A 12,661-nucleotide genomic window follows, 5' to 3' on the forward strand; every position below is an offset into this window, starting at 1 on the left:
TTCGTGCGCACTATTTCCGAGCAAGAACAGCGTTCGCTTAAGTCTGCAACCGATGGCGCTTATGCGTTGGCGGGTGGCATTAGCTGCATTCTGCCATTTACCCGCGTCGGTACTTCGACGCTTTCCAAGTATGCATCATTCAATGATGAGCATCACGACAGTTTCATGCCGATTGATGTTGCTATCGAGGTTGATCGCAAAGCGAAATCACCGACGATCATTAAGCAAGCTGCGGAACTGCTTGGTTATGAACTGGTTGCTGCCAATGCTGTGATTGACGGTGATCACGCGCCGCTGACGGCAATGGATGCGCACCGCGTTATGTCTGAAACGATGGACGTTTCGCAGGCTGTTCTTGCAGCTCTGGCAGATGGTCGCATCGATGCTGGTGAACGCAAGATCATCGCCAAGGAAGCGCGCGAGGCAATGCGGGCGCTTCAAGACCTGCTGCGCAAGGTAGGGGCATAGCGATGGCTTCCGTCTCAAGCCTTGTTGATCAATGGATCGCTGACAACGGCGCTCCCCGGCGGTTCGAACCGGAAGTAAGCGGGAGCTTTGAATACTTCAACTGCTATCTGCATCGCTTTGGTATCCGCCTGCGCATGCAGGGCTGGCGCTGTCAATACTCGCAAAACGGTGGTCAATGGCGTCCCATTCCTCGCCGCCGGGTGCGGAAACTGGTTGACGAGTTGCGCAAGCTTGAAGGATTGGAACCCCTCCGGGCGGTGCGGCAATGATCAAGCGCCTGCTTAAGCACGATTTTCTTATCCCCGTCATCGTCGCTGTCCTAATCAATCTGATAGCGGCTTCTCCTTTTTTTATAGCCATTTATTTGGCGGAAGGGCGCTGACATGGATGCACCTGTCCATATCAAGATTGCCGATATCGATGTTCGCGACCGCTTGCGCGAGGTCGATGCATCCAAGGTTGAAGCACTCAAGCAATCCTTTGCCGAACTGGGTATGCGCACGCCGATCACGGTTCGGGTCGGTGAGGACGGTTTACCGTTTGTACTATCAGCGGGTGCCCACCGTCTGGAAGCTGCCCGGCAGATGGGCTGGCTGGAAGTTCCCGGCTTCATTCGTGATGAAAGCAAGCTTGATTCCGAGTTGTGGGAAATCGATGAAAATCTAGCACGTTCGGAATTGACGGCTGCTGATCGTGCCGTCTTCACCTTTCGGCGCAAAGAACTTTACCTGCTCAAATATCCGGAAACACAACATGGCGGCGACCGGAAATCAAGCCGCCAACTTGGCGACTTGATCGAACGACAAGAGCGCCGCAGTTTTGTCGCTGCGACGGCGGAACTGACGGGCAAAACCGAGCGGTCTATCCAGCGCGACGCCGAACGCGGTGAGAAGATTTGCGAAGCGGCACTGCGCCTGCTGCGGGGAACGCGTCTCGACAATGGCGTGACACTGGATCGGCTCAAAAAGCTTCCGAACGATTTGGCACAGATCGCCTACATCGAGGGCGCGCTTGCGGATGAAAAGCGTATTCGGGGCGAAAGCAAGGAAATCCGCACGCACCAACAAAAGGTCAAGCATGCTGTTCGCCTGACAAATATGGCGATGATCGCCGATTTGGGAAAAGCAACTGCGCCTGCGAAGTTGGATCGTATCTATTCGGTTTATTATGCAGATCCAGCATGGAAATTCCGGGTTCACTCGGAGGTGACGGGCGGCGAGAAGAGCGCCGATAATCATTATCCGACCATGACTACGGACGACATCGTGACGGAAATGGTCGAGCTGATAGGCGGCAAAAATCCTGCTGTATTGTTTCTATGGGCTACTAATCCGATGCTTCCTGATGCCCTGCACGTGATGGAAGCATGCGGCTTCAAATACGTTCATCACTGGATTTGGGACAAAGTTGACATTGGCAATGGTTACTGGGGGCGCGATCAGCACGAATTGTTGTTGATTGGTCGCCGGGGCGATATTGCGTGCCCGTTGCCGGAAATGTTGCCCCCGACCGTTCATCGCGAGAAAAAGGGCAAGCACTCTGCAAAGCCTGCTTATTTCGCGGAACAGATCGAGAAATTTTATCCCGAAGTTGCGAAACTCGAGCTTAACGCTCGCGGCCCGCGAAAGGGCTGGGATGTATGGGGGCATGAGGCGAATGGGCGGGTTGTGCCATGACCGACACGATGCTCCCCATTCTTCGCGCAATGAACGATGCCGGGACCGACGCAGAGCGCGCCGTTGTGCTGCTGACGTGTCCGATTTCAATCATGTTGAAGTATCGGCAGGTGCTGGAAAGCGCCTGCGCTCGACACAAGTTCGATGCTGGTAGCGAGTATCTCGTTTGCTTTTATGCTGCCATGCATCAGACGCGTTTTCGTGGAAACGTTCGCGGTGCTGCATTGAAGCATGCCGAAGGACGACTGCTGCTATTATCCGAGCAGGTGCCGTCATGAGTGCTGACGCTTCTGATCTGCGCCGCATACGCGCGAAACTGGCGGCGCTGGAAGGCGCTGACTGGCAGCTGTGCTGCGAGGGTGATGTTTCGTTCGTTGAGGCGAAGACGCGACATGGCGAGCTTAATAAGGTCGCCACGTTCCATCCCGGCGCGACATTTGACGAGATTGATTTCATCGTAAGTGCGCCGCGCATGGTGACAACTATGCTCGAATTGGTTGATCGGGCAATTGTTGCGATGCGACAGCGTGGGCCAAAGCAAGGCGGACAGCGCCAGTTGCAGAACTATGCAGCTGAGGCTGCAATGAAGTGCGACGACGACGCGTTCAAGGCTTTTCTTGAGCAACGGCACGGCCTTGAGTGGCCTTTAACAAAGGAACGGGCAGCGGAAAAGCTGCGCACGATCCTGAAAATACAATCCAGAAAAGAACTGAACGAAAACAGCGCTGCGGCTGATCGCTGGCGGGATCTGCGCGCTGCTTTCGAAGCATGGCTAAGGGTGGGACAATGAGTATTGCCGTCATGTCACGGATATTCAAAAAACAGTTAGGCTCATCAAGCCGGAAGATGCTTGCGGTTCGTCTGGCTGACTTTGCGGACGACAACGGGCGCGGCATTTGGCCGTCTGTAGGCAAATTGGCGCGTGAAACCGACATGTCGGAACGCACAGTGCAGCGTTTGTTGCGCGATTTTGTGGATGAAAATCTGCTTATTGTTGTCTCTACAGCAAGCGGGCGTCCGGGTGAAACGACCCGATACAACTTCAACATGAAGGTGCTTTACGGTCTGCCGGACACTGATATTGCTGTCGACGGGTGTCATGGTGTCACCGGTGACACGGTGTCACCCGTGACAACGGCGGCTGAGACGGGTGACATTGACGACGCCGACGGGTGTCATGGTGTCACCCGAACCGTCATAGAACCATCAGATAAACCATCATCTGAGAGAGAGCGCGAGAGCGATCAGGAAAGCAGGGAAAACCGGAAGGCCATCGAGCGTGCATTCAAAAAGGCTTTCCACGTTTGGCCGACTGCGGTCACGGACAGCGAGCCTGACGCGTTACGGGTCTGGAATACGCTCTCGCCGGAAGATCGCTTGGCGGCTTCGGATGGTGCGGCTCGTTACGTCGAGGCCGCAAAGGCCATTGGCCGCAAGGTTGTATGCTCCTATGCGGTCTATCTTCGAGAAAAGCGTTGGGAAAAGCTGCCAGCGAAAGCGCCGGTCGAACAATCGGGTTCGGTGCCAGCGCCGCAACTTGGCAAGATTTGGGGCGCACGCGTCTATGAGCTTTTGCTGAATGGTCCAACGCAGGCTGTCTCACTGAATGCATTCGAGCGGGACCTCGCAGATAGCGGACGCTTTACGGCTGAGGCCCTTCTTCGCGAAAAGCAGGCACGGCAAGGTTTCCCGGCTGTGAATGAATTGTTCGAACGAGCTGCAAACCGTCGCGGTGCGCTTGTTCCTGCACGATTGCAGGCAATCAAGGACTTGCTTGTTCAGGTTCGTATTGGTGGTGACGAATGGACCTCTTGGGAAGCTTTTCACCTTGAGCGCGGTTGGCCTTGGTTGCCTGATACGGGCAATGCCGAATGGGCTTATTTCCCGGCAGGTGGGCCGGAAGGTTTGAACGGGTTCGAGATTGCTTTGAGGGGATTGGGTGAAAATGATGGCAATTGATCAACGTCATATTGATATCGCATTAGCATCTGCTCTCAGTGAGGCACATTGCCGGGCGATTGATAAGGTGATCACAGAGCGTCGTCGTATCGCTCGTTTGAGGCTGCATGCAGCGAATCGCATGAGTGATGATTCTCCTTGGATGGTGTTGCAGGTGGTATCGAGCAGAGAATTAGCCGTGCGTGATGCTCTTCTTAGTGAGAATATTGAGGTGCTTGTCCCCATGAAAATGGGGCCGAAAATTCGCAGGCAGCACCGTGAACTGCCTCCGAGAATGCAGCCTGTAATGAACGGGTATGTACTGGTTCGCTGTGCAGTTACCAATGAATGCATTGCCGGCTTGTTGAGTTTTGATGGGGTGGTTTCGGTTCTCGGTGGCTATGAAACTCCGTTTCTGGTGAGCGCGGAAAAGGTTATTCTTTTCAAGGTGAAAGCCGAAGGCGGTGAGTATGATTATGAACATTTTCACCGCAAATTCATTGGCGTTAAATGGGCGCGTGTGTCCGATGGTCCGTTCGCTGGATGCCGTGCTGAATTGGTTTCAGGCGGCTCTAAGGGCAATGGTCTGGTCGTGGTAGAGGTGTCCATCATGGGCAGGTCAGTTGCTATGACAGTACCTATTGCAATTCTCGAACCGTTGTGAGCTTAATCCGCTCACGGGATGATCCGGTATGAATAGTGAGCCTCGATACACGGTAAAACGTGGGGACTAGTTCCTGAGGTGGTCGCGCTCGGACCCCGCCTTGACCGTCTCAAACAAGAGACACCGATTCAGGGCCAGTGCGTAAGCTATGTCTGAAATTCACCAATCACTTTGAGCGCCCTTCGAGGCGCTCTTTCTATGTGAGGTTAGTTTGGCTTCAAAGCCCAGAACCTTCAGGCCTGCTCACCTCGGCACAGTCAAGCAAGAGCGAGCAGCTTATGAGGTTAGACGCGGCAGCGCTCGTGATCGTGGCTATACGTCCCGATGGGACAAGGCGGCGGTCACATATAAGCGCGACAATCCGCTCTGCATTGGATGCGAGGCTGTTGATCGCGTCGAGGTTGCCAAGGTCGTTGATCACATCATCCCACATAAGGGCGACCAGTCGCTGTTCTGGGATAAGGCCAATTGGCAGGCATGCTGCGCCATGCACCACGATATCGTCAAACAGTACCTTGAACGTCAGTTCGAACAAGGCCTCTTGAGTGCAGGCGACCTCAGGTTGACCAGCTCCATCGCGAAGGCTGCGACCCTGAGGTTGATGCCAAGGTAGGGGGGCGGTCGAAAGTTCGGGGGCCGGAGGGCCGGGACCGGTGGGTGATAGCTAAAAACCCGGCGCGATATTTTCGGCGATAACTTTTTTTTCTGCACCTTCGGGGTGCCAAACAGGCGGTTCGAAGTATGGGACGGCGTAAAGACGATCCACAATTGCAACAGGCCAAGGGTTTTCCCGGTCGGCGCAAGCGTAAAGTAGAGCAGGAGCTGGAAGCCATCGCGGTTGCAGCGGAGAAATCCGGCACCGATGTTGATCCGTTTCCGGTTCCTGCTGAGTTCGCCAAAGCGCCTGCATACTGGTCTTATGCAATACGGCTCTGGAAAGAGCTTTCCGACATCATGTTCAAACAAGGGCGCAGGCGTCCAGCTTATCGTGGTGCGCTCGCTCGTTACTGCTGGTGGATGCAGCAATTCTTTAGCTGCGCAGAGCAGCTGCGCAAGGATCTGCCGAAGGGCGGCGTAACCATCATGGTTAAAAAGGGTGACGGGGAATACGTACCTCGCACCCATCCCAATATCGATTTTATAGCCAAGGCGGAAACAGCACTTCGCCTTTTAGATGCCGAGTTCGGTTTCACGCCAATGCGCGATCAGGATCTTATCCGGACCGAGTCCTTCAATGCTGGTCAGGGTCGATTGCCGCTTGGCGGCACGCATCCGCAATCGGGCGTGCAGCGTCCGGCATCTGATGACGATTCTGACGCCGATCCGATGGGGTTGATGAATGGGGCAGACAGCCCACCACCGGGAGCGAGACCAAACTGACGGCTGGGCCGCTTACAATCTGCCATCGTGGTTGGCAGATGTTGCGACAGATCCAGCTTATGAATGGGCGCTTTCAGGTTGGAAACGGGCTGCCAGCGTTCCGGGTGCTTGGTTCGATCACGGCAAAGCCGACAAAGTTGTCGCTGCATGGCCGAAGATCTTCCGCCTCACCAATGACCGTTTCAAAGGCGTATCGTTTCGTCTGGTCAAGTGGCAGGAAATTACGGTTCGCTTGCTGGTCGGCTGGAAAAAGCCGATTGAAGTCATCGACCCGGCAACGCACAAACCCTGCATTGAGCATATCCGGATCCTCAAGCGGCTGGATCTCTGGATTCCGCGTAAGAACGGTAAATCGGAATTTCTGGCAGCGCTCGGCGTCCTTTTCTTCGTATTGGAGAAGGTCAACGGTGCCGAGGCCTATGTTTTCGGGCGCAATGAAGATCAGGGCCGCGTACCGTTCGGCAAGATGCAGGATATTATCCGGGAGGCCAACGGCCTTCTGGAAGATGCGCAGGGCAATGAGCGCATTTCGCTGCATGATAAATCGTTCTTCCTGCGCGAGACATCATCGCTCTGTCAGCTGCTCACTGGTTCGCCGGACGGTAAACACGGACGTTCTCCAACCGTCATCGTTGGCGACGAGATCCACGAATGGAAAACCCGCGAACTTGCCGACACGCTCCGACAGGGAACGGGTGCTAGACTTCAGCCTATCGAGCTTTATGCGTCTACGGCTGGCCGGAAGCAAAACCGCACCGGCTTTGAGTGGTTCGAAGAGTCTCTCGCCATCATGCGCGGCGAGATGGACGATCAAACGACACTCGTTGTCTATTTCGGCATAGGCGAAGATGACGATTGGACAGACGAGGAAGTCTGGCGCAAGGCTAATCCCAGCCTTGGTTTGACACCAACGCTTGATTATCTGCGGACTGAGTTCAAGAAAGCGAAGGGCAGACCGGCTCTCGAAGCTGTATTCCAGTGTTACCACCTTAATCGCTGGGTTGATCAGCTTTCCGGCTGGATCCCTCGAGCGAAGTGGAATGCCTGCACGGTTGATGCCAAATCTTGGTCGCAGCTTTGGGAGCGGAATAAGGGCCGCAAGGCCTATTTGGCCTGCGACGTATCATCGACCCGCGATATCACGGCACTTGTCGTGGTTTTCCCACCTGACGATGACAATGACAAGTGGGTGATAATCCCGCTCTTCTGGGTGCCGGAAGCCACGCTCGACGAACGTGCAGAGCAGGATCGGCGTGTTGATTGGCAGAAGTGGGTGCGGGATGGCGCATTGCTGACAACACCGGGCGATTTTGTTGATCAGTCCTTTGTCCAGCAAGCCATTCTCGATGCATTTGCCCAGTTCGATATTCTGGCCTTTGGCTACGATCCTTGGAATGCCAGCAAGCTTGCGGGTGATTTGCAGCATGAAGGGATGGACCCTGAGTTGCAGATCCAAATGCGGCAAGGTCATCAGACACTGTCTGAGCCAACCAAGGAAATCGAACGGCTCATCTTTGCGCGAAAGATCGAACATGGTGGCCATCCGGTCCTTGCGTGGATGTTCGGACACTCAACTGTGCGGTTTGACGCAAACCTTAATTACGTGCCGGACAAGAAAAACTCGCTCGATAAGATTGATGGCGTCGTCGCTACCGTCATGGCCGTTGGATTAGCCGCTGGCGAAGTTGATGACGGAACGTCTGTCTATGAAGAGCGCGGCATCGTGGAGATTGAAATCTGATGACATTGTTAGGTCGTTTCAGAGCTGCGGCTGCCGCCTTTGGTGCAACGCAAAGTGTCAGCGATTCAGGCGGATGGCTTGTCCGGCATATGCAAGGAAAAACTAAGGCAGGCGTGGCAGTGAATGAACACGGCGCGATGTATCTGCCAGTTGTTTATGCTTGCGTGAACCGCATCTGCAATCCTATGGCGATGTTTCCGCTTCGTATGTATCGACCCGGCAAGGGCGGTAACAATGAATTGGTGCCAGCGGATGCGCACCCGCTGGCTGGCCTGATCAATGTACGGCCTAATCCGGGCATGTCGTCGCGCACTTTGCGCAAAACAGTCCAGGCGCATGCGCTGCTGTGGGGCAACGGGTACTTGGAGATTGAGCGCAACCGGCGCGGTCAATCAACCGGGCTTTATCCGCTGTTGCCGTATCGCACCCAGCCTGTACGTCAGGACGGTCGGCATTTCTTTCGCACTACGATTGACGGCAGGCAGTTTGAGATCGAGCAAGACGATGTGATCCACATCATGGATCAATCGCATGACGGATATGTCGGTCTTTCTCAGGTCGCGCATGCCCGGCAGACCCTTGGTTGGGGTCTCGCAATGGAAGAGTTCGGCTCCAAATTCTTTGCCAATGATGCGAAGTCGGGTGGCTTCCTGATGCATCCCGGCAAACTATCATCTGGCGCGAAAGACAATCTTCGTGGTGGAAAGAAGCCGGGTGAAGCATCGCCAGCAAATCCGGCTGCTGATCTTGAGAAGCAAGGCGGCTTAGATAATGCCCACCGGGTAAAGGTTCTCGAAGAGGGAATGAAGTGGATCACAACCACGATCCCTCCGGAAGATGCGCAGTTCCTCGGCAGTCGAGAATTTCAGATAGCTGATATTTGCCGGATCTACGATGTGCCGCTGATTTTGGTGCAGAGCCACGAAAAGAGCACGGCATGGGGAACCGGCATCGAACAGCTGATGATCGGATTTGTTCGCCAGACGATCGCGCCATGGTGTGGCGGATGGGAACAGGAATTGAACTGGAAGCTCTTCACCCCGCAGGAACGTGAGCAGGGCTATTACGTCAAATTCAACATGAATGCTTTCCTTCGCGGCGATTCCGCAGCCCGTGCTGCATTCTACAAGAACATGTTTGAAGTGGGCGCATTCTCGCCAAACATGATCCTTGAGCTGGAAGAGGAAGACAGCATCGGGACGGTTGGCGATCATCACTTTGTCCCGGCCAATTTCACGACATTGCAGAACGCAGTTAGCGCGCCTCCGAAAGAGAGCGGCGTGGTTGTCGATCAGACAGGCGGAGAAGACGAATGAAATATGCAATGATCATGCAGGCCCTTATGGAAGAGCGCTGGGCCATGGCCGAAGGCAAGCTGCAAGCGATCCTAGATCTAATGGCCGATCAGTCTTCTGGTATCAAATATTCTGCTGATGAGATTGAGGCTCGTATTGGTAGACAGACTGAACAGGATGTCGCCCGGCAAGATGGTGACGTACAGATCCTGCCGTTGCGCGGGGTTATCGCCAATCGTATGAACATGATGTCGAGCATTTCGGGCGGTACCAGCAATGAAGGTTTCGCGCAGCTCTTTCAGCGTGCGGTGCGGAACGATGCGACCAAGGCCATTATCATTGATACAGATTCGCCGGGTGGCGCAGTCAGTGGCACCCCGGAACTGTCGTCTATGATCTTCAATGCTCGCGGCATCAAGCCGATCATTGCTCACGTCAACTCTACCGCTGCCAGTGCTGCTTATTGGATTGCGACTGCAGCCGATGAAATCGTCGTTACACCTTCGGGATCTGTCGGTTCTATCGGAGTATTCGGTATTCACGATGATCTGAGTGGGGCGCTCGAAAAGGCTGGCGTCAAGAAAACGATCATTAAGGCTGGGCGCTACAAGGCTTCTGGCCATCCCTTCGGCCCGCTTGATGACGAAACAATGGCACGTAAGCAAAAGCAGATTGATGCTGCCTACGATATGTTTGTCACCGACATCGCCCGCAATCGTGGCGTTGATGTCGATAAGGTGCGCGGCAGCTTTGGCGAAGGTGACATGGTTGACGCGTCCGAAGCGGTTTCGCTCGGTATGGCCGATAAGGTCGCAACGCTTGAAGATACTTTGAAGCGCTTCGGTGTTTCTCAATATGGCGGCGTACAGCGCCGTAAGTCTTTCGCACCTGCACGTGAGCGGCGCGCTCTCGAAATCTAATCATCCAGCCCAGCGCGGTTGAGTGTGACGTTCGCGAACCGGCGCGAGCGGACGAATAGCTATTGTCCGGTATCTCCATGGAGAATGAAAATGAAGCGTTTTACGCCAACTGCGCTGTTCTGCGGCGCATTACTTGTTGCCGCCATTGCGACGGTTGCGTTCTTTGGCATTTATTCGCCTGCCGACACAGTTGCGGCGCTGCATATTCCGCACGGTGACCATGGCGTCATGGTTGCACAGGGGCTGGTCGCCTTACGTGCCTCGCGTGTGGATCTGATCGGCAAGATGCAGGCCCTCATCAATGCGGCTGAAACTGAGGATCGGGATCTATCAGCTGAAGAGCAGACTGAGTTTGATGGCCTAAAGTCACAGAAAACGTCACTTGATACCCGCATTGCACGGCTGGAAGATATGGAAGCCAGCACAGCAGCACTCAACACTGTTGTTCCCGCCCGTTCTAGCACGGCGAGCATCCAGCGTCCGGGAGGCCCTGAAGCCCGCAAAGAATTCGACAATATGGGCGAGTTCATGCATGCAGTCCGGTTCAACCCGAACGATCAGCGCCTCAACTATGTCGAAAACGCCGCTGCAAGTGGCGATCTCAACGCTGAGCAACGCATGGATGACGGTGCTTCGGGTGGCTTCATGGTGCCAACTCAGCTGCGTCAAACGCTGCTCACGGTGCCTGTGCAGGGTGCAATTATCCGCCCGCGCGCAACCGTCATTGAGGCCGGTTCACCTCCTGATGCTGCCGTGACCATGCCTGCGCTCGATCAGACAGGTGAAGCCCCTGCAAACATGTTTGGCGGTGTGCAAGTCGAATGGATCGGTGAGGGAGCTGAGAAGCCGGAAACGGAACTCAAGCTGCGTGAAATCACTCTGACGCCACATGAAGTTGCAGGCGTTCTCACAGTCACTGACAAGTTGCTTCGCAACTGGCAGGCTGCGGGTTCACTGCTTGAAACGCAGCTTCGTGGCGCTGTCTGGCAGGCGGAAGATTATAAGTTCCTGCACGGCAATGGCATTAAATCGCCGCTTGGTATTCTGAAGGCTGGCGCCACATACCGCGTTAAGCGCGCAACCGCCAATCGCATCACCTATGACGATATCGCTGAAATGGTCGGTCGCGGTTACGGCAACGGTGTCTTTGTTTATTCCCGATCTGCGATGGTTGATCTTATCAAACTCAAGGATCTGGAAGGGCGTCCGATCTGGATTCCGTCGCTCCGTGAAGGTGAGCCGGGTATTCTTCTGGGTCGCCCGGCGATCCTCAACGATCGCAATCCCGGTCTCGGACGCCTTGGCGATATCTGGTACGGCGATCTTAGCCAGTATCTCATCAAGGATGGCTCCGGTCCGTTTGTGGCGACTTCTGAGCATGTCCACTTCACCAAGAACAAGACAGTCATCAAGATCTTCTGGAACGTTGATGGCTCGCCTTGGTGGACCGCTCCAATGAAGATTGAAGATGGCTACGAAGTGTCTCCGTTCGTCGCACTCGATGTGCCTGGCGTCTGATCTCCCTCGCAACTGAAACAATGATGGGCCGCAGTTGCGGCTCACTTTGATCTGTCGAAAACCAGAAAGGTACACACAAATGGTATCGACCCTTTTGCAGCGAAACCGCGTTAAGCCGGGTGTCGCTCCGCAGGATATCGCAGCTGGTGTTACCGGCCCTTATGTCAACGTTGCTGGCTCTGGCCGTGTTCTTGCCGCTGTTTCAACGGCAAACCTCGCAGCGGGCAAGAAAGTAACCGTCCAGTTCAAACAGGCCACGAGTGCAGCCGGTGCCGGTTCAAAGAATCTTGGCGTACCTGTCGAGGCTGTTGCTCCAGCGGGCGGTGCTCCATTGGCGTTCGGCGCGGAATTGGCCGTGGAAACAATCGATGACAACTTTGAGTTCGTCGCGATCACGCTCACGACTGATGCAGGTGCCGCACTCGTTGCCTCCGCCACGCTGTTGCTGAGCGACAATCGTTTCAACCCTTAACCAGTGTCGGCCTGCCTGAGTGCAGGCCGCTTCCTCAAGGAAAAATTCAATGAGCAAGAAAGTCATTGAGCGTGTGGCGCTGGCATCGTTCACGCTGGCTGATACGCCGGTAGTGCAGGGGCAGGTTGTCCAGCTGGATGATAACCAGTTTGGCCGCGCTGTTGCTGCGGGTTGTGTCTACAAGGATGAAACTGCTGATCAGGCGGCACGCAATTCATTCGCGACCGGCGTAAGTGCTGTGGCCGTCACTGCTGCTATCAGTGAAACACCGCAGGCTGTCCGGATCTCGGAAGCTCAAGCTTCTGCTGATGCACAGATCAGCCGCTTTGATCAACTGGTCGCAGAAAAGCGAGATGAGGCGAGCGCTGCAATTGCTGAAATCGATAAGCAGCTCGCAGACAAGCGCCAACAGGCTGATCTGGATCTGGAAGCAATTGCCAAGGAAGTTCAGACGGCTCGCACTGATGCTGATTCTGAGCGCACGGTGATTGCAAAAGAGATCTCCGATGCACGCGAACTGGCCAATGAGGCTCTGGAAGCGATTGCGGATGAGGTCGAAAAGGCCAAGAAATCCGGCAAGGACAAGTAA

At 54.9% G+C, this 12,661-nt stretch carries 15 protein-coding genes; 14 read left to right on the plus strand and 1 reads right to left on the minus strand.

The annotated features are described in order from the left end of the window. Nucleotides 1-3 precede the first annotated feature (3 nt). From CEV32_RS10400 to nusG, 7 genes are all read left to right on the plus strand, one after another. Nucleotides 4-468 carry a phage regulatory CII family protein gene (locus CEV32_RS10400; RefSeq protein WP_094577024.1) on the plus strand — a complete coding sequence of 155 codons (465 nt, stop codon included), beginning with the start codon at nucleotides 4-6 and terminating at the stop codon, nucleotides 466-468. 2 nt (nucleotides 469-470) lie between these two features. Beyond that, entirely contained in the window at nucleotides 471-737 is a 267-nt protein-coding gene (locus tag CEV32_RS10405) for a hypothetical protein (RefSeq protein ID WP_094577026.1), read from the plus strand. 114 nt (nucleotides 738-851) lie between these two features. Beyond that, entirely contained in the window at nucleotides 852-2,144 is a 1,293-nt protein-coding gene (locus CEV32_RS10410) for an MT-A70 family methyltransferase (protein ID WP_094577028.1), read from the plus strand. Further along, nucleotides 2,141-2,422 (plus strand): hypothetical protein, encoded by a 282-nt coding sequence (locus tag CEV32_RS10415; protein ID WP_094577030.1) that lies wholly within the window; start codon nucleotides 2,141-2,143, stop codon nucleotides 2,420-2,422. The genes CEV32_RS10410 and CEV32_RS10415 overlap by 4 nt, the downstream gene beginning before the upstream one ends. Then, nucleotides 2,419-2,934 carry a hypothetical protein gene (locus tag CEV32_RS10420; protein ID WP_094577032.1) on the plus strand — a complete coding sequence of 172 codons (516 nt, stop codon included), beginning with the start codon at nucleotides 2,419-2,421 and terminating at the stop codon, nucleotides 2,932-2,934. Before CEV32_RS10415 ends, CEV32_RS10420 begins: the two co-directional genes overlap by 4 nt. After that, nucleotides 2,931-4,103 carry a helix-turn-helix domain-containing protein gene (locus tag CEV32_RS10425; protein ID WP_143128813.1) on the plus strand — a complete coding sequence of 391 codons (1,173 nt, stop codon included), beginning with the start codon at nucleotides 2,931-2,933 and terminating at the stop codon, nucleotides 4,101-4,103. The genes CEV32_RS10420 and CEV32_RS10425 overlap by 4 nt, the downstream gene beginning before the upstream one ends. Further along, a complete protein-coding gene (nusG, locus tag CEV32_RS10430) occupies nucleotides 4,090-4,746 on the plus strand; it encodes a transcription termination/antitermination protein NusG (protein ID WP_094577036.1) in 657 nt (218 codons plus the stop codon). Before CEV32_RS10425 ends, nusG begins: the two co-directional genes overlap by 14 nt. A 217-nt stretch (nucleotides 4,747-4,963) precedes the next feature. On the opposite strand, the gene CEV32_RS23685 is transcribed toward nusG, so the two are convergent. After that, the gene (locus CEV32_RS23685; RefSeq protein ID WP_167382789.1) at nucleotides 4,964-5,281 is read right to left on the minus strand and encodes a hypothetical protein; all 318 of its coding nucleotides are present in this window, start codon (nucleotides 5,279-5,281) and stop codon (nucleotides 4,964-4,966) included. Between the two features lie 206 nt (nucleotides 5,282-5,487). Between CEV32_RS23685 and CEV32_RS10440 the strand changes: the two genes are divergently transcribed. The 7 genes from CEV32_RS10440 (at nucleotide 5,488) to CEV32_RS10470 (ending at nucleotide 12,661) form a co-directional block, all read left to right on the plus strand. Next, a complete protein-coding gene (locus CEV32_RS10440; protein WP_094577040.1) occupies nucleotides 5,488-6,126 on the plus strand; it encodes a P27 family phage terminase small subunit in 639 nt (212 codons plus the stop codon). After that, on the plus strand, nucleotides 6,086-7,867 hold the full coding sequence (locus tag CEV32_RS10445; RefSeq protein WP_208620841.1) for a terminase large subunit: 1,782 nt from the start codon (nucleotides 6,086-6,088) through the stop codon (nucleotides 7,865-7,867). Before CEV32_RS10440 ends, CEV32_RS10445 begins: the two co-directional genes overlap by 41 nt. Next, a complete protein-coding gene (locus CEV32_RS10450) occupies nucleotides 7,867-9,183 on the plus strand; it encodes a phage portal protein (RefSeq protein ID WP_094577043.1) in 1,317 nt (438 codons plus the stop codon). Before CEV32_RS10445 ends, CEV32_RS10450 begins: the two co-directional genes overlap by 1 nt. Beyond that, complete coding sequence (locus tag CEV32_RS10455) at nucleotides 9,180-10,082, plus strand: S49 family peptidase (protein ID WP_094577045.1); 903 nt, start codon at nucleotides 9,180-9,182, stop codon at nucleotides 10,080-10,082. Before CEV32_RS10450 ends, CEV32_RS10455 begins: the two co-directional genes overlap by 4 nt. 90 nt (nucleotides 10,083-10,172) lie before the next feature. Continuing rightward, nucleotides 10,173-11,600, plus strand: a complete 1,428-nt coding sequence (locus CEV32_RS10460; RefSeq protein ID WP_235818791.1) for a phage major capsid protein — start codon at nucleotides 10,173-10,175, stop codon at nucleotides 11,598-11,600. 79 nt (nucleotides 11,601-11,679) lie between these two features. Then, on the plus strand, nucleotides 11,680-12,072 hold the full coding sequence (locus CEV32_RS10465; RefSeq protein ID WP_094577048.1) for a hypothetical protein: 393 nt from the start codon (nucleotides 11,680-11,682) through the stop codon (nucleotides 12,070-12,072). A 49-nt stretch (nucleotides 12,073-12,121) separates the two neighbouring features. Continuing rightward, a complete protein-coding gene (locus tag CEV32_RS10470; protein WP_094577050.1) occupies nucleotides 12,122-12,661 on the plus strand; it encodes a hypothetical protein in 540 nt (179 codons plus the stop codon).

The sequence above is a fragment of the Brucella rhizosphaerae genome (assembly GCF_002252475.1).
In the GTDB taxonomy this organism is placed as follows: Bacteria; Pseudomonadota; Alphaproteobacteria; order Rhizobiales; family Rhizobiaceae; genus Brucella; species Brucella rhizosphaerae.

Coding starts and splice junctions, on each gene's coding strand:
- CEV32_RS10465 (WP_094577048.1), top strand. CDS start 11,680: ATGGTATCGACCCTTTTGCAGCGAAACCGCGTTAAGCCGGGTGTCGCT.
- CEV32_RS10420 (WP_094577032.1), top strand. CDS start 2,419: ATGAGTGCTGACGCTTCTGATCTGCGCCGCATACGCGCGAAACTGGCG.
- CEV32_RS10405 (WP_094577026.1), top strand. CDS start 471: ATGGCTTCCGTCTCAAGCCTTGTTGATCAATGGATCGCTGACAACGGC.
- CEV32_RS10450 (WP_094577043.1), top strand. CDS start 7,867: ATGACATTGTTAGGTCGTTTCAGAGCTGCGGCTGCCGCCTTTGGTGCA.
- CEV32_RS10455 (WP_094577045.1), top strand. CDS start 9,180: ATGAAATATGCAATGATCATGCAGGCCCTTATGGAAGAGCGCTGGGCC.
- CEV32_RS10415 (WP_094577030.1), top strand. CDS start 2,141: ATGACCGACACGATGCTCCCCATTCTTCGCGCAATGAACGATGCCGGG.
- nusG (WP_094577036.1), top strand. CDS start 4,090: ATGATGGCAATTGATCAACGTCATATTGATATCGCATTAGCATCTGCT.
- CEV32_RS10470 (WP_094577050.1), top strand. CDS start 12,122: ATGAGCAAGAAAGTCATTGAGCGTGTGGCGCTGGCATCGTTCACGCTG.
- CEV32_RS10425 (WP_143128813.1), top strand. CDS start 2,931: ATGAGTATTGCCGTCATGTCACGGATATTCAAAAAACAGTTAGGCTCA.
- CEV32_RS10410 (WP_094577028.1), top strand. CDS start 852: ATGGATGCACCTGTCCATATCAAGATTGCCGATATCGATGTTCGCGAC.
- CEV32_RS10440 (WP_094577040.1), top strand. CDS start 5,488: ATGGGACGGCGTAAAGACGATCCACAATTGCAACAGGCCAAGGGTTTT.
- CEV32_RS10460 (WP_235818791.1), top strand. CDS start 10,173: ATGAAGCGTTTTACGCCAACTGCGCTGTTCTGCGGCGCATTACTTGTT.
- CEV32_RS10445 (WP_208620841.1), top strand. CDS start 6,086: ATGGGGCAGACAGCCCACCACCGGGAGCGAGACCAAACTGACGGCTGG.